The organism is Mesorhizobium sp. M1066 (assembly GCF_040318635.1).
Lineage (GTDB): Bacteria > Pseudomonadota > Alphaproteobacteria > Rhizobiales > Rhizobiaceae > Mesorhizobium.
On record NZ_JAMYMR010000029.1, the window covers coordinates 20,967 to 36,746 of the forward strand.

17 protein-coding genes are annotated in these 15,780 nt (G+C 61.1%); 14 read left to right on the plus strand and 3 right to left on the minus strand.

What is annotated here, in order from left to right; translation table 11 throughout:
- Positions 1–6: 6 nt before the first annotated feature.
- Together NKH52_RS26505 and NKH52_RS26510 are read left to right on the plus strand one after the other, a co-directional pair.
- On the plus strand, positions 7–1,053 hold the full coding sequence (locus NKH52_RS26505; protein WP_127254995.1) for a UDP-glucuronic acid decarboxylase family protein: 1,047 nt from the start codon (positions 7–9) through the stop codon (positions 1,051–1,053).
- A 94-nt stretch (positions 1,054–1,147) separates the two neighbouring features.
- Positions 1,148–1,333, plus strand: a complete 186-nt coding sequence (locus tag NKH52_RS26510) for a hypothetical protein (protein ID WP_352631300.1) — start codon at positions 1,148–1,150, stop codon at positions 1,331–1,333.
- A gap of 9 nt (positions 1,334–1,342) precedes the next feature.
- Here the strand turns inward: NKH52_RS26510 and NKH52_RS26515 are convergent, their stop codons facing one another.
- Positions 1,343–3,085 (minus strand): HAD family hydrolase, encoded by a 1,743-nt coding sequence (locus NKH52_RS26515; protein ID WP_352735171.1) that lies wholly within the window; start codon positions 3,083–3,085, stop codon positions 1,343–1,345.
- Between the two features lie 156 nt (positions 3,086–3,241).
- Here NKH52_RS26515 and NKH52_RS26520 point away from each other — a divergent pair, with 156 nt between their 5' ends.
- The 11 genes from NKH52_RS26520 (at position 3,242) to NKH52_RS26570 (ending at position 12,240) form a co-directional block, all read left to right on the plus strand.
- On the plus strand, positions 3,242–4,345 hold the full coding sequence (locus NKH52_RS26520) for an inositol-3-phosphate synthase (protein WP_352735173.1): 1,104 nt from the start codon (positions 3,242–3,244) through the stop codon (positions 4,343–4,345).
- Positions 4,342–4,938: a histidine phosphatase family protein gene (locus NKH52_RS26525; protein WP_352735175.1), complete on the plus strand. Its 597-nt coding sequence runs from the start codon at positions 4,342–4,344 to the stop codon at positions 4,936–4,938. The genes NKH52_RS26520 and NKH52_RS26525 overlap by 4 nt, the downstream gene beginning before the upstream one ends.
- Positions 4,939–4,952: 14 nt before the next feature.
- Positions 4,953–6,053: a CgeB family protein gene (locus NKH52_RS26530; protein WP_352551585.1), complete on the plus strand. Its 1,101-nt coding sequence runs from the start codon at positions 4,953–4,955 to the stop codon at positions 6,051–6,053.
- The gene (locus NKH52_RS26535; RefSeq protein ID WP_023809483.1) at positions 6,053–6,856 is read left to right on the plus strand and encodes a sugar phosphate nucleotidyltransferase; all 804 of its coding nucleotides are present in this window, start codon (positions 6,053–6,055) and stop codon (positions 6,854–6,856) included. The genes NKH52_RS26530 and NKH52_RS26535 overlap by 1 nt, the downstream gene beginning before the upstream one ends.
- A 2-nt stretch (positions 6,857–6,858) precedes the next feature.
- Complete coding sequence (locus tag NKH52_RS26540; RefSeq protein ID WP_013533206.1) at positions 6,859–7,620, plus strand: TIGR04290 family methyltransferase; 762 nt, start codon at positions 6,859–6,861, stop codon at positions 7,618–7,620.
- The gene (locus NKH52_RS26545; RefSeq protein WP_023809485.1) at positions 7,613–8,545 is read left to right on the plus strand and encodes a glycoside hydrolase 5 family protein; all 933 of its coding nucleotides are present in this window, start codon (positions 7,613–7,615) and stop codon (positions 8,543–8,545) included. Before NKH52_RS26540 ends, NKH52_RS26545 begins: the two co-directional genes overlap by 8 nt.
- Before the next feature lie 6 nt (positions 8,546–8,551).
- On the plus strand, positions 8,552–9,700 hold the full coding sequence (locus NKH52_RS26550; RefSeq protein ID WP_352721180.1) for a glycosyltransferase: 1,149 nt from the start codon (positions 8,552–8,554) through the stop codon (positions 9,698–9,700).
- Positions 9,697–10,683 (plus strand): GNAT family N-acetyltransferase, encoded by a 987-nt coding sequence (locus tag NKH52_RS26555; RefSeq protein ID WP_352735177.1) that lies wholly within the window; start codon positions 9,697–9,699, stop codon positions 10,681–10,683. Before NKH52_RS26550 ends, NKH52_RS26555 begins: the two co-directional genes overlap by 4 nt.
- Before the next feature lie 3 nt (positions 10,684–10,686).
- Complete coding sequence (locus tag NKH52_RS26560; RefSeq protein WP_027036347.1) at positions 10,687–11,601, plus strand: class I SAM-dependent methyltransferase; 915 nt, start codon at positions 10,687–10,689, stop codon at positions 11,599–11,601.
- 81 nt (positions 11,602–11,682) lie between these two features.
- Positions 11,683–11,901 (plus strand): hypothetical protein, encoded by a 219-nt coding sequence (locus NKH52_RS26565; RefSeq protein ID WP_027036348.1) that lies wholly within the window; start codon positions 11,683–11,685, stop codon positions 11,899–11,901.
- A gap of 162 nt (positions 11,902–12,063) precedes the next feature.
- Positions 12,064–12,240, plus strand: coding sequence for a hypothetical protein (locus tag NKH52_RS26570; RefSeq protein WP_352735180.1), 177 nt, complete (start codon positions 12,064–12,066; stop codon positions 12,238–12,240).
- On the opposite strand, the gene NKH52_RS26575 is transcribed toward NKH52_RS26570, so the two are convergent.
- Complete coding sequence (locus NKH52_RS26575; RefSeq protein WP_027036349.1) at positions 12,241–12,804, minus strand: sigma-70 family RNA polymerase sigma factor; 564 nt, start codon at positions 12,802–12,804, stop codon at positions 12,241–12,243.
- Positions 12,805–13,095: 291 nt separating this feature from the next.
- On the opposite strand from NKH52_RS26575, the gene katE reads away from it, so the two are divergent.
- Positions 13,096–15,207 (plus strand): catalase, encoded by a 2,112-nt coding sequence (gene katE / locus NKH52_RS26580; protein ID WP_352735182.1) that lies wholly within the window; start codon positions 13,096–13,098, stop codon positions 15,205–15,207.
- A gap of 63 nt (positions 15,208–15,270) precedes the next feature.
- Here the strand turns inward: katE and NKH52_RS26585 are convergent, their stop codons facing one another.
- Positions 15,271–15,765, minus strand: a complete 495-nt coding sequence (locus NKH52_RS26585) for a hypothetical protein (RefSeq protein ID WP_352735184.1) — start codon at positions 15,763–15,765, stop codon at positions 15,271–15,273.
- Positions 15,766–15,780 lie beyond the last annotated feature (15 nt).

Below are 15,780 nucleotides of genomic sequence, written 5' to 3' on the forward strand. Positions count from 1 at the left end.
ACTACGATGCGACAAAAAAGAAACGCGCAAAGGGCAAAGGCAGTGCTTGTTGCCGGCGGTGCGGGATTCCTCGGTTCGCATCTTTGCGAAGCATTGCTCCGCGACGGCTGGCGCGTGATCTGCGCCGACAATTTCCTGACTGGACGCATGGAGAACATCATCTCGATCATGGACCAGCCGGGTTTCCGTTTGATCGAGCAGGATATCTGCCGGCCGTTGGATCTCGGCGAGCCCGTGGATCGTATCTACAACCTGGCATGCGCTGCCTCGCCGCCGCGTTACCAGGCCGACCCGATACACACCACGCGAACTTGCGTGATCGGAACGCTTAACCTGCTAGAACTCGCTGTCCGCAATGACGCGCGGCTGCTACAGGCCTCGACGAGCGAAGTGTATGGCGATCCGGAGCAACATCCCCAGAGGGAGGACTATGTTGGCCATGTGAACTGCACCGGCCCACGCGCCTGCTACGACGAGGGCAAGCGCACCGCCGAAACGCTTTGCTTCGATTATCTGAGAGCCGGCAAAGCCGACGTGCGCGTCGCGCGCATCTTCAACACCTACGGTCCGAGAATGGATCCGGCGGACGGCCGCATCGTCTCGAACCTGATCATGCAGGCGCTCGAGAAACGTCCTCTGACGATCTTCGGCGACGGCTTGCAGACGCGTTCCTTCTGCTACGTCTCCGATCAGATCGATGGATTGAGGCGCCTGATGGATATCGATCCCAATCCGGGCAAACCGGTCAATCTGGGCAATCCCGGAGAATTCACCATCGTGCGACTGGCGGCGTTGGTAAAGGCGATGACCGGCACCAAATCGGATCTGAGATTTCTGCCGCTGCCGCAAGACGATCCTCGGCGCAGGCAGCCCGATATTTCGCGTGCAAAAGCGCTGCTCGGCTGGACACCGAAGGTGCCCCTCAACGAAGGGCTCAAGCTGACGATCGATTATTTCGCGGCGCTCGAAGGCAGTCGCATCGGCGATCAGATGACAGGCTTTGCCAAAAGAGCGAGGCCCGCATCCGGCGGGCTGCAGAACCTTCCGGCATGATGCGAGCCGGCGGTCGAATCTTTCCCGAGATCGTGCGGAACATCCGCCCAAGCTTGTGGTTTGGCGGGAGGACCCGATACGGAGGATCATCCTCATGCGACCCAAGCGACCCGCGAGAGAGATCGACCAGATGGCCGAACGTGAGACGGCTGCCTACCTGCGGCGCGCCTCGATCACCTATCTCGAGTGCTGCGTCAGCCTGATGATGACGCATCTCCAACGGGAGGAAGTGGCCACTATTCTCGAGCAGGAAGCGGACATGTTGCGAAGGCTGGACTGATCGGAACGATCATGGCCGGCATTCGTCCAGGAACCGTATCAGTCGCATCCTATATCGGTCTGCCGTCGCGGCCAGCCTTGCTTTTTCCCTGCCATTTTCGGATTGCGCAGCCGTGCTCCAGAGCCCGAGCTGGAATGCCAAATAGCACGGTTCGAAAAAGCCGATGTGGCCGTTGTCGATGGCAAGCTTCATTCCTTGGACCAGGGTCCTCACATCGCTGTCGGATAGCCCGTACTCGACACGGGCGCCGGCAATGTCCCACTCAATCGGCTGGCAGCCAATCAAATCGTGTGCCCGGCAATGGTCGACAGCATCTGTCTTGAGCACCCTGCCGTCGGCACGAACGAGAAACTCCCACGGTTGGAGCTTTCCGTCGATTTCAACCCGCTGAAGCACATGCGCGGGAGTTTTTTTCGTGAGCCAACCGCGCAACGTCGCCGCGCGTTTTTCGCCCACGGCTTCCGACGCATTGGAAACAGCCATCTCCGCGAGTGCAAGCAATGATGCACCCGGTTCGCAAGTTCGAAGATTGAGCGCACGCCAGGCCAGGTAATTTGTGAACTCCGCGATCAGTCTTTCCCTGGGCAGCGGCGCCTGATCCATCGTGGTGCCGTCAATCCACCGTTCAACCAGAAAGCCATGGCAAAACGCGACAACTTGCGATCCGAACCCGGCTTCATGCAACATCGCCGCGGCTCGTTTCTTGCGCAGTCCGGCTTCGCCGATGCCGGCGAATTTGACGAGCCAGCGATCACGCCCGGCGGACGCCAGGAATTTGCGCCGCTCGGTACCGCGTGGGCTCGGCGGCCAGCGCCCTTCGTCGGGGTAGTGGGCGGCCCGCCACTCGCCACCAGACAGTTCGGTCAGGCTTAATTCCGGCCTGCCGACCGCCTCGGCCACCCAGTCGCGCAGCGTGGGAATTTTCGAGCTTTCCGAGAAGGTGCATTCAAACGCCGTCGCCACATGTTTCGGACAGCGCGACCACGTCTCCCGAGCCTCCCGCGACGCTTCGGTGCCCGGGCCGCCTGAATGGCTGGGAAACAGGTGAATGCGGTTCGTATCGATGCCCAGTTCACGCAGCCACACGACAACGGCATGCATCGAACTGCCGGACAGGCCGGGACCCTCGTCGACAACCGCGAAGCGAGCCGGCGCATTGTTCTTCCAGGGAGCGATCCACCGCGGATCGGCGTTGACATGCCGACGGAAGGGATGGCCGATCGGGCGAACGCTGAATGGCGCCGGCGCGCCAATCGAGGCCGCCACCATAGCTGCCAGCCCAAGGCCAATGCTGCGGACGCCGATTACGCATGTGTTCGCATCGAGACCCGACTTCCGCGCCGCGTCCAAATAGCTTTCGGGATAAAGCGCATAATGCGCATAACCCTCGGCAGAGCCGGTCACAACCTCGGCCTGGCAGTCGAGCCCGGCGAGCAGTTTGAAAAGTCCGGGGTCGATGCCACCGCCGACGCCGAAACCGCTTTGCCACGACTTCGCCACCTCTGCCGCAAGTCCGACCAGCAACCTGGCACCTTGCTGTTGTCGCGGCGAAAAGATGTCGATGCCGCTGGTTTCGAAATCGACATCGGCAAGCGCCTGAACCAGCTCCGACACGCTGATGAATAGCCCGACCAATGCAGCATGGCGTTGGACCCCATGAGACATCGGATCCAGGCTTTCGGCCATTTCGTTTGCTGCTTCGCGAAGCTGCTGTGCGTTCTGCGTCTGCCTGTGGTCGCCGTAGACGATCATCGATCGGTTTTCCAATGCTTGCCGTGCGGCAACGCATCGAATGCAGCTTCGATCCATGCTGTCTCGCGCAATTTTTCGATGGGCGGAGGAACATTCCGGCACGCTGATGGTTCGGCGCCAGGAACTTACCTTTGAACAACATAGGGTGGCGGTTTCGTGGGATCGAAAAAGGTTCGTGTTGGTATCGTTGGTGTCGGCAACTGCGCATCCTCCCTCGTGCAGGGCCTCTCCTTTTACCGTCACGCGAAAAGCAACGAACCAATCCCTGGGCTGATGCATGCCGACCTCGGCGGCTACCATGTCGACGACATCGAGATTGTCTGCGCATTCGATGTCGCCAGGAGCAAAGTTGGCCTCGACGTTGCGGAAGCGATCTACGCCGCCCCCAACAACACGTTCCGCTTTGCCGACGCGTTGACAACCGGCGTTCGCGTCGAGCGCGGACCGACGCTGGACGGGATCGGCAAATATTTGCGTGACGAGATTGAAGAAGCTCCGGAGCCGGTTGCCAATGTCAGCGAGATCCTGCGCAACAGCAACGCTGACGTGCTGGTTTCCTACCTGCCGGTGGGTTCCGAGGAGGCGACCTGCTTCTATGCCGAGTGCGCACTCGAGGCCGGCTGCGCCTTCGTCAATTGCATACCCGTTTTCATCGCCTCACGTCCGGAATGGCGCCGGCGCTTTGAGCAGCGAGGACTGCCGCTGGTCGGCGACGATATCAAGAGCCAGGTCGGCGCGACCATCGTGCACCGGTTGCTGGCCAATCTCTTCCGCGAACGCGGCGTGCGCATCGACCGCACCTATCAGCTGAATTTCGGCGGCAACACCGATTTTCTCAACATGCTGGAACGCGAGCGGCTGGAATCGAAGAAAATCTCAAAGACACAGTCCGTGGCCAGCCAGTTCGATGTTCCCCTGGAGCCGGGCAACATCCATGTCGGGCCCAGCGACCACGTACCGTGGCTGACCGATCGCAAATGGGCCTATATAAGGGTGGAAGGCACGACTTTCGGCGGCGTGCCGCTCAATGCCGAGCTCAAGCTGGAAGTCTGGGATTCTCCAAATTCAGCCGGCGTGGTGATCGATGCGGTACGCTGCGCCAAGCTGGCGCTCGATCGCGGCATAGCCGGTGCCCTGACCGGTCCCTGCAGTTATTTCATGAAGTCGCCTCCCGAACAGTTCACCGACGCCGAAGCGCGGCAGCGCACGCTTGCGTTCATCGCCGGCAAGGACGAGCCTTTGCTCGATGCCGCAGAATGACGACGACCTTCTTTCTGATCCGCCATGCGGCACACGACAATGTCGGCTCTTATCTTGCAGGCCGGATGGACGGCGTTTGCCTCGGCGATGCCGGCAAGGCACAGGCAGCGCAGCTTGGCGGCCGCATGGCCCGGGAGCCTATCGTCGCGATCCTGTGCAGCCCGCGTGAGCGTACGCGAGAGACGGCGCTGCCAATCGCGCTAGCCTGCGGTGTCGGGGAAATCGCGATCTGCGCCGAACTCGACGAGATCGACTTCGGCGACTGGTCGGGAAAGACTTTCGATGAGCTGAATGGCGACGCCAGTTGGCGAGCGTGGAATGACCAGCGGCAGGAGGCAAGGACACCGAGTGGCGAGACCATGCAGGATGTCCAGCAACGCATTGTGTCGCTGATGGCCGCGGTCCGCGAGCGGCATCAGAACCAATGCGTGGCCCTGGTCAGCCATGCCGATGTGATCAAGGTCGCCGTCTGCACCGTCCTTGGCTTGCCGGCCGGTGACTGCTTTCGCTTCGACATCGATCCCGCCTCGATCACGACGATCGTGTCGGGGGACTGGGGGGCGAAGCTGATCCGATTGAACGAAGTTGCCTGACGAGGATTTGCCGGATGCAGATGGTCATTTTCGGTCTTACCGTCACGTCTTCATGGGGTAACGGCCATGCCACTTTATGGAGGGGACTGATCAGAGCCCTCGCCCGGCGCGGCTGGTCCATTACCTTCTTCGAACGCGACACACCCTACTATGCCGGAACGCGCGATCTCGATCATCTGGACGGCGGCAACGTCGTGCTCTACCCGGACTGGGAGGACATCCGCCGGGTCGCGGAGCAAACGATCAAACGATCGGATGTCGTGATCGTCACCTCTTATTGTCCCGACGCGGTGGACGCCTCGCGGCTGGCGCAGCAGGCAGGCCGCGGAGTGCGTGTCTTCTACGATCTGGACACTCCGGTCACGCTTGCCCGCATCGAACAAGGTGAGCGTCCACCCTATTTCGGCCCCGAGGGTCTTGCAGATTTCGATCTCGTCCTGAGTTACACAGGCGGCCCGGCGATCGACGCGCTGAAGTCGGTGCTGGGTGCGCACCACGTGGTGCCGCTCTATGGGCATGTCGATCCCGACCAACACCGGCCGGCAGCGCCGCGAGCCGATTTCAGGGCCGATTTGTCCTATCTCGGAACCTATGCGCCAGATCGCCAGGCAGCAGTCGAAAATCTGCTGGTTCGCCCAGCTGCGCGCTTGCCGGACCAGCGCTTCGTCATCGGCGGCGCACAATACCCGCAGGAATTCCCGTGGAGCGACAACATCTTCTTCGTCAGGCACCTTCCGCCGGCCGATCATCCGGCGTTTTTCTCATCCTCTCGTCTGACGCTGAATGTCACCCGCGAGGCGATGGCGCAAAAGGGCTGGTGCCCTTCAGGTCGGTTGTTTGAAGCTGCGGCATGTGGAGTGCCGATCATAACCGACACCTGGCCGGGCCTAAGCAGCTTCTTCGAACCCGGCAGCGAGATCCTGCTGGCCCACGACACCGATGACGTCGTCGCGGCGCTCGCCTTACCCGCAGGAGAACTCGATGCCATCAAAACCCGAGCGCGCGAACGGGTTCTCGACGAACACACCTCTGCCCGGCGCGCGGCGGAGCTGGACCACATTCTAAACGACGCCTTTCAAAGATCTCCCGGCGAACCGATGATGGAAGCAGTCTGATGTTGGGCATCGTGCCCGCTGCCGGGCGCGGCAGCCGCATTCAGCCGCTCGGCTTCTCCAAAGAGCTGCTGCCGGTCGGCAGTCGGATCGATGGGCAGACCGAGCGTCCCTGCGCCGTGAGCGAGTATCTGGTGCGGCGGATGGTGCGCGCCGGCGTCGACAAGATCTGCTTCATCATTGGATCGGGCAAATCCGACATCCTCGAATATTACGCCGCCGGCTATGGTGACGCCGCGGCTCTCTTCGTGGTGCAGCCCAATCCGGTTGGGCTTTGCGATGCGATTTTTCGGGCAGCTCCTCTCGTCGCGCCCAATGAGGTCGTCCTGGTCGGCCTTCCCGACACGATCTGGTTTCCCGAGGATGGCTTCTGTCATTTGCCTGACGATCAGCTTTCATTTCTGCTCTTCCCGGTGGATCGTCCGGAATTCTTCGACGCCGTCATTGTCGATGACCACGAGCGCGTGATCGAAATCCAGGTCAAGCAACAGGATGCCGGCACGAACTGGGTTTGGGGTGCGTTCAAGATGCCGGGCCAGATTCTGCATCAGCTTGCGGCACTCTGGCGCGAGCGGGAATGCCGTGACGAATATATCGGCACGTTGGTCAACGCCTACCTTGCGGCCGGAGGTCAAGCCTCCGGCGTCAAGGCTGGGTCCGCCTATGTCGATGTCGGCACGTTCAATGGCTATCGCACGGCTCTGCGGCTGCTCGAGGACGGCGCCGCACCCGTCCATCACCAAACCGCCACGATTATGCCAGGTGCCCGTTCGCATGTGCCTGTCGTTCCCGGCGAAGGAGCCTGATCATGCTGCATTCCCATGCCGAAATCCGCCGCCGTATCGATGCTCTCGGCCCATGGTTCCACAACATGGAACTGGCGGGTGTCGAAACCGCTCCCAACCATTTTCTCGGCAATTATCCGCTGATCAAATGGCGCAAATTCGCCGAGGCCATTCCCGCGGATCTGACAGGCAAGACGGTGTTGGATATCGGCTGCAATGCCGGTTTCTATTCCATCGAGATGAAACGGCGAGGTGCTGCCCGTGTCCTCGGCATCGATTTCGATGAGGCCTATCTGGCGCAGGCCCGCTTTGCCGCCGAGATCGCCAATTGCGAAATCGAATTCCAGAAACTTTCGGTCTACGACGTCGGCGCCCTGCGCGAAACATTCGATATCGTGCTGTTCATGGGGGTGCTTTATCACTTGCGCCACCCCTTGCTCGCGCTCGACCTTATCCGTGAGCATGTCGCCGGTGACCTGATGATCTTCCAGTCCATGCAGCGCGGCAGCACAGATCTGCCCGAGATGGAAGAGAACTATCATTTCTGGACGCATGACCTGTTCGACCGGCCGGAATTTCCCAAGCTCCATTTCATCGAGCACCGCTATGCCGATGACCCGACCAACTGGTGGATTCCCAACCGCGCCTGCACCGAAGCGATGCTGCGCAGCGCCGGATTTGAAATCGTCCTGCATCCGGAGCAGGAGGTCTATTTCTGCCGCGCCGCCGGCGACCCGGCCAGTGGCGGTCCCGTCTACCCCTCGAAAGGACAGCGCCATGATTGAAGCCGCGATGATCTGGAACGAGCCCAACAACAAATCGCATTGGGACCCGGAACTCGACCCTGATTGGAGCCGCTTTGCCAGGATGGCGATCCTGTCGGCGGACGCAATCGCATCTGAAAACCCGGCTTTGACCAAAGTGCTCGGCGGCATCTCGCCGATAGATCCGGGGTTCATCACCCGCATGAAGGAATTCGGCGTGCTGGATCATGTAGATGCCGTCGCTGTGCACGGCTTTCCCCTCGACTGGAATCTGTGGCAGATCCAGGAATGGCCGCAGAAGATCGGCGAGATCGCGACCGTCACCGACCTTCCCATCTGGGTCAGCGAAGTCGGCGTATCGACCTTCGGCGCCGAGGAAATCCAAGTCTGGGGGCTCAAGCGCACAGCTGAATTGCTGCTCGGCAATGCGCCACGCATCCAGTGGTACAGCCTCTATGATCTTCCGCGTGAATGGGAAGCAACGACGCGGCACCGCGAAGCCGAGGGCTCGTCTTATTACCGGCATTTCCATATGGGGCTGCTGCGCCAGGACGGCACGCCAAAGCCCGCGCTGGAGGAATTCCTGCGCCATGCACCTGCAATGGGCCTGGTGCAGTGGTTTCATTTCGAAGACCCGCGGCTGGACGATGCCGTCGCCTGGATGAAGCGGCTGGGTGTCACCAATATGCGTACCGGGCTTTCCTGGGCGGACAGCTTTCGGCCGAATGCGCTGGACTGGTTCGACCGGCAGATGGAAGCACTCGCCGATTTCGATGTGACGGTCACCTTCTGCTTCACACCTCAGCACCGCGGAATGATGCCCCACCACACCAGCCCCCCCCTGGTGCCGGAGGAGTTCGCGGAATTCTGTTCAACCATGATCCGCCGCTATGCGCCTGGCATGACATCCGCCTCGCTCCCCACGCAGCGGGCCTCGGCCGCGTGAAATGTCATGGTGCCCATGCATCAGATGCCGGGCTCCGCGACGCCGTTGACAGGTGGAGATGCGGCGCAGGGCAACGAGACGCGACCGGCCGCGACGCTCACCGTCCTCAATGTCGCCTACCCTCTCGCACCCGTCGGCCCCGACGCTGTCGGCGGTGCCGAACAGGTTCTGTCGATGCTCGATCGGGCACTGGTTCAGGCCGGTCATCGATCTATCGTCATTGGCTGCCGAGGCTCCAGAACGAGCGGCACGCTTGTGGAAATACCGGCCGAAAACGGCGTACTCGACGAGGCGGCGAAGAGCCGCGCGCAACAGGCCCATCGCGACGCGATCGCGGCTGCCCGCGCCCGATGGCCCATCGACGTGGTTCATCTGCACGGCATTGATTTCGACGCTTATCTGCCCGACGATGGTCCGACCTTGGTGACCCTCCACCTGCCATTGGATTGGTATCCGGCCGCGGCATTGCGCCCGACGCGCGGTGACCTCTGGCTCCATGCGGTCTCGCCCAACCAGCAGAAAACCGCGCCATCAGGCGCCAGGCTGTCGGCGCCGATTCCAAACGGCGTTGACATCGAAGCACTGACCCTGCTGCAGCCGAAGCGCGACTTTGCCCTTGTTCTAAGCCGGGTTTGCCCGGAAAAGGGCGTCCACCTGGCGCTCGACGCAGCCAAACAGGCAGATGTGCCGCTGGTCATCGGCGGCAAGGTCTATCCCTATGAAACGCATACGCGGTACTTTCGCGATGAGGTCCAATCTCGCCTCGATGGCCGCCGCCGCTTCCTTGGCCCGCTCGGCTTCACCGCCAAGCGACGCATTCTCAACGCAGCGCGCTGTCTGGTCATTCCGAGCCTCGCAGCCGAGACCAGCTCGCTTGTGGCCATGGAGGCCCTCGCCTGCGGTACCCCGGTGGTCGCCTTTCCAAATGGTGCGCTTCCCGATGTCATAGAGCACGGCAGGACGGGCTTTCTCGTCGACACGGTCGATGAGATGGCCCAAGCCATTCTTGCGGCGTCCAGCTTGGATGCCGAGACATGCAGGGCCGAAGCGCGACGGCGGTTTTCGCTGGAACGGATGATCTCGTCTTACATGGACGCCTATCAGGCGCTGGCACAGCTTGGCAGTGGTCGCCGGCGCTTCGCCGCGGTGCCGTGAGTAAAGCTGTGCTGCGCAGCGAAATCATCGGTGACCTCGCACAATTCGACGCCTTGACGCCGCACTGGTGGAAACTGTGGCAGCAGAGTCCCTCGGCGACGCCGTTTCAATCTCCCGCCTGGCTGGTGCCGTGGTGGCACGCATTCGCACCCGGTGAACTGGCGACGGTCGCGGTCTGGCGCGGCGGCGATCTGGTCGGTCTGGCGCCGCTTTACCTCGAGCATGGGACGGCCGGTTCGAAGCTGCTTCCGGTCGGCATTTCGCTCAGCGACTATCTGGACATTCTGGCTGTCCCTGGGATCGAAGCCGAGGTTGTCGCCATCGTCGTCGAGTCGATCCTCTCAATCGGGTGGGCGCAATGGATCTTGTCGGACTTGCCGCAGGACAGCGTCGCCCTAGCGATGACACGTCCCGAGATGGATCGGCCGGCCGCCCATGCCGCCTGCCCCGTGCTCGCCATCGCCGGCGACGAAACGCTTGCAGGCTGCGTCCCCGCAAGACGCAGACGCCAGTTGCGTCGGGCGCGTCAAGCCGCATCAAGATGCGGCCGGATCGCGCTGTTGTCGGCAAGCGGCAGTTCGCAAACTTTCCTCGATCAATTGATCCGCCTGCACAATATGCGCTGGGCCGAACAAGGAGGCGGTGTGTTGGCCAACGCCGCCGTCGAGCAATTCCATCGGCTCTCACTTCCCTTGCTCGACGCTCACGGTCTGGTGCGATGCTGGCTGTTCGCGATCGATGGCGGAACCGTCGGCGCCTATTACGGATTTCACCACCGCGGCCGTGCCTATGCCTATCTCGGCGGCTTCGACCCTGCCTATGCCGAGGAGAGCCCAGGCGCGATCCTGATTGGCCACGCAATCGCGGAAGCGATCCGCGAAGATGCGCGCGAGTTCGATTTCCTGCGCGGCCAGGAGGCCTACAAATATGGCTGGGGCGCCGTCGACAGGTGGACGATGCGCAGGGTCTGGACGCGGAGTTGATGCATGAGTGTAACCGCACCGAAAGCCGCCCGGCGCACGACATCGGTCAGGCTGGCGGTTGAAGACTGCATGGCCGATGGCATTTGCGCCGAAAGTGTTCTCGTCAGGCTGGCGCTCCACCTGCCGCCCACAATTGGAGCGGCGGAATTGGCGGAGGTCGTGCTGAAGGTCCAGCCGGCGGATGCCGGCGACGCAGCAAGGCTGCGAAAGGTCGCCGGACTGCTGCGCTGCAGACCAGACGTCTTTGCCGTGTTGCGAGCGACGGGCGGCGCCGTTCGGCATGAGCGCGATGAGGACGAGACCAATGTCGCTGTCGTCATGCGGCTGGCCTCCAGCTTCGATGCCGCGGCAGCGATTTCGGGAGCCGCGAGTGTCCAACTGGCATCCCTCGGCGATGAGGAAAGGCTCACAGCCACGACCAACGAAATCGTTGCATGGCTGGAAGCGCGAGAATTCACCGGAAGGGAACGGAGCATTCTCGACATCGGTTGCGGCATCGGCCGCTTCGAGCGTGCGCTGTGCAAATCCTTCAAACGGATGGTCGGCATCGACATATCGTCGCGGATGATCTCCATCGCCTCCAAGCAATGCGCCCCGCTCGGCAATGTCGAGTTGCGACAAACCTCCGGTCTCGACCTGGTCGAATTCGACGATGCCAGTTTCGATTGCGTGCTGGCGGTCGACAGCTTTCCCTATCTGGTTCTGGCCGGCATGGCAGAGCGGCATTTCGAAGAAATTGCACGCGTTCTGAAACGGCCGGGCTGGCTCGCCTTGCTGAACTATTCCTATCGCGGATCACTTTTCTCAGACCGAGATGATATCGGCCGTCTGGCGCAAGCTCATCAATTGCGGGTTCTCATTGACGGTGAGAAGCCGTTTCGGTCATGGGATGGCAGCGCCTTTTTGCTCGCTCGGTGAGACGGAACATTACAGCGCGATGCCAGTTCGGACTGCGAACAAGGGGCACCGACGGGTGTCCTCGCTTCGAAGGAGGCTATCATGGCATCTGGCGGTAAAAAACATTTCGGCCGCGGCAGTCATGGCAAGGGTGCCGGCGTCGGCGCAATGACCTCCCTGGAGAAGGACAAGATCGAAGAAAACGCGGTTTTGTCGAATCGCGACAAGAAGCAGCATGGCCAGGAGCGCGGGCTGGACGGCAAGCGGATCAAATCCGATCAATATCAGGATCACGCCACTAATCGATTGCCGAAGGACTGAACGCCACCGCGCCGCGTCCATAGCCCGCGGCGACAAAGGAGGAGCAAGGAAATAAACCTGTGCAAGGGTCCGCTGGTGAGCTTCTCGGCGGTGGACACCGCCTTGTAAAGCCAGGCGCTTATCACCACACTAGCATCAAGGGACCGCTATCAAGAGAATGTGATGTCTCGTTCGAGCGACGATACCACGGATCCGCATGTCGAGATGACAGTGGATCAGGAGATTGCTTCCCTGCTGGCCGCCATAGAGCAGGAAAAGATTCCAGACCGCCTGACCAAGCTGGCGATGGAACTGCAGGACGCACTCGTCGAGAAACGTCGGCGCGACGTGAAGAACTGACTATCTGCGGCTGTCGACCTCGACATCGAGCTGGCCATCCGACAGCTGGTTTCTTCTCTCCATTAACGTCTCCAGCGAACTCTCTCCAAGGAATTCAAGGATATTGGCGCGCGCACGGTTCAGGCGGCTTTTGACCGTCCCGACCGCGCAACCGCATATGTCGGCGGTTTCCTCGTAGCTCACTCCCAAAACGCCGATCAGCATCAGCACCTCGCGTTGGTGTTCAGGCAGCCTTTGAATGGCGCCGTGAACTTCCTTGCTCTGAACAGTCCATTCCTGGGTGGCTTCCGAAATTGGCCTCGAAGAGGCGCAGTCGAGCAGGCCGGGCGCCTCCCGGGCAGCGATCTTGACCCGGGTGTAATAAGTGTTGCGCATGATGGTGAAGAGCCACGACTTCATGCGCGTACCGGGTTCGAACTTGTCGATGTTGGCGAGACCCTTGGTCAGTGTCTCCTGCACGAGATCGTCAGCGTCGTCGGGGACGCGGCAGAAGGTCCGCGCGAATGCCCGCAGGGCAGGTATCAGGTCAACGATGGAAACTTCATTGGTTTCCTGGTCGGCCAAAAGGCAGCCTCCGGATGACAATGGTCCAGCTCCCAGAAGAAAGAGTGTGTGAACGCAGCCCCAGCTAAATGCATGGAAGTTTGGTTCGTTCCTCGTGCTGGAGACAACTCTTCATAAATTGTGCGCAGGCGGAGATATCTGTCATCCGATCGGCGCTCACCATCGCCGCAACCGTCACCGCTCCTCCGACAGCGGTGTCTTCAGCGTCCATTTTTTACGGGAACAAAGCCGCTCACCGGCAGTTTGATGGCTTGACCACTTAAACCTTCCGGTATCGATCGAGGACCTGTCATGGCCAAATCCGCTCGCCCCTCCGCTCGCCAATCGGCAAGTGGACTGGATCAGAATAGCGTGCGCGGAAATGGCGGCGAGTTGCACCAGGTCGCCGCGGACGAAACGCCTGCGCTCACTACGGCGCTCGGAACGCCTGTCTCCGACGACCAAAACACATTGCGGATCGGTGAGCGCGGACCCTCGCTGATCGAGGACTTTCACTTTCGCGAGAAGATTTTCCACTTCGACCACGAACGCATCCCGGAAAGGGTCGTTCATGCCCGCGGCTATGGCGCGCATGGTTATTTCGAGACCTACGAGTCACTGGCCAAATACACACGTGCCGACATTTTCCAGCGAGCCGGGGAAAAGACGCCGGCATTCGTTCGTTTCTCGACGGTTGCCGGCAACAAGGGTTCGTTCGATCTCGCCCGCGACGTGCGCGGCTTCGCGGTCAAGCTCTATACCAAGGAAGGCAATTGGGACCTGGTCGGCAACAACATCCCGGTCTTCTTCATCCAGGACGCCATCAAGTTTCCCGATCTGATCCACGCCGCCAAACAGGAGCCCGACCGCGCCTTTCCGCAGGCACAGACGGCGCACGACAATTTCTGGGACTTCATCAGCCTGATGCCGGAATCGATGCACATGGTGATGTGGATCATGTCGGATCGCGCAATCCCGCGTTCCTTCCGCTTCATGCAAGGCTTTGGTGTGCACACGTTCCGCCTCGTCAACGCAAAGGACGAATCCACCTTCGTCAAGTTCATCTGGAAACCCAAGCTCGGCATGCAATCGGTGGTCTGGAACGAGGCGGTCAAGATCAATGGCGCCGATCCCGACTTCCATCGCCGCGATCTGTGGGAGGCTATACAGGCCGGCAATTTCCCGGAATGGGAGTTGACGGTGCAACTGTTCGATCAGGCGTTCGCCGACAGTTTCGACTTCGATATCCTGGACGCAACGAAGATCATTCCGGAGGAGATCCTCGAACCAATTCCGGTCGGTCGGCTGGTGCTCGACCGGATGCCGGACAATTTCTTCGCCGAGACCGAGCAGGTTGCATTCATGACGCAGAATGTGCCGCCCGGAATCGATTTTTCCAACGATCCGCTTCTGCAAGGCCGCAACTTCTCCTATCTCGATACCCAATTGAAACGGCTGGGCAGCCCGAACTTTACCCATCTGCCGATCAATGCGCCGAAGTGCCCGTTCGCCCATTTTCAACAGGATGGGCACATGGCCATGCGCAATCCGGCCGGGCGCGCCAATTATGAGCCGAACTCATGGGGACTGGGACCGCGCGAGGATCCGCAGCGTGGCTTTCGTTCTTTCGCCGATGGCGAAGAAGGGCAGAAAGTACGTCTGCGCGCGGAGAGCTTCGCCGATCACTACAGCCAGGCCCGTCAGTTCTTCAACAGCCAGACACCACCGGAGCAGCGTCATATCGCGATGGCGCTGACGTTCGAACTGAGCAAGGTCCAGGCACCGGCGATCCGCGAACGGATGGTTTCGCATTTGTTGAACATCGATGAAACGCTGGCGACCACGGTCGCCGACAAGCTCGGCATCCGTGACATGCCCGAACCTGCCGAAGCCGCCGTTCCGCCGCGCGATGACTTGCCGCCGTCGCCGGCGCTCAGCATCATCCAAAACGGGCCCGACAGTTTCGAAGGTCGCAAAGTCGGTGTCATGCTCAGCGATGGCGCCGATGTCGCGCTGTTTGAGGAACTTCGTTCCGCCATCGAAGCGGAAGGCGCGGTGATGGAGGTGGTTGCGCCCAAGGTGGGCGGCGTCGAAGCCGCCGACGGCACTCACATCGAGGCAAGGCACATGATCGACGGCGGTCCGTCCGTGTTGTTCGACGCGGTGGTGCTGCTCCTCTCCGAGGCGGGCGCCGAGCTGCTGGTCAAGGAGGCCGCCGCGAAGGATTTCGTGTCTGATGCGTTTGCGCATTGCAAGTTCATCGGCTTCACCCCGGGGGCCGAGCCGCTCCTGATCAAAGCAGGCGTCGCTCCCGATGCCGACGAGGGGCTGACGCGGCTGGATTCAGCAGCTTCGGTAACTGCGTTTGTGCAGTCATGCCGCAAACTGCGGCTCTGGGCGCGGGAGGCGGCTGTCAAGCTTTGATGCGCTGTTCCGTTGGCGTGTCCGCAGGCTTGGGTGCCGCCGGGCCTCAGCCGGCGCCGCGATCTACGAGCGACTTTCCTTGCTGGACGCTTGTTGCCGCTGCTTTTCCAGGACCTCGTCGGTCCCGACCAGCTTTTTTGCTCCGCCTGAAATGGTCGTGGACACCACCGAGGGCGGATCGCTCGCCGGAAAGGAATCCTCCAACCCCGCCTGCAGTTGGTCCTCGAGCGTGCGTGCCTCTTCGGAACGGCCGGGCGTTCTGCGCGTGTCTATCTTCTCAAGCGGCTGTTTCTTTTTTGGCGAATCGTTGGCGTTGCGGACCAGGGCGTAAAGCTGCTCGATCGCAAATTCCTTGATCGTTTCGAAATCGGCCCGATCGTCCTTTGCCGCCTCGATTTGATCGACCATGGCTTTCTCGAAGCGGTCGAGGCTGTCGCCTCTGCAGGCATGGGAAAGGCGCAACAGGGCTTCGTTCAGCATCAACGGAGCGAAATGTGCTGAAGCTTCAAGCCTGAGTTGCCTTAAACGATCCGGAGTGGCGGCCTGCAACTTTGACATGGACAACCTCCTTTC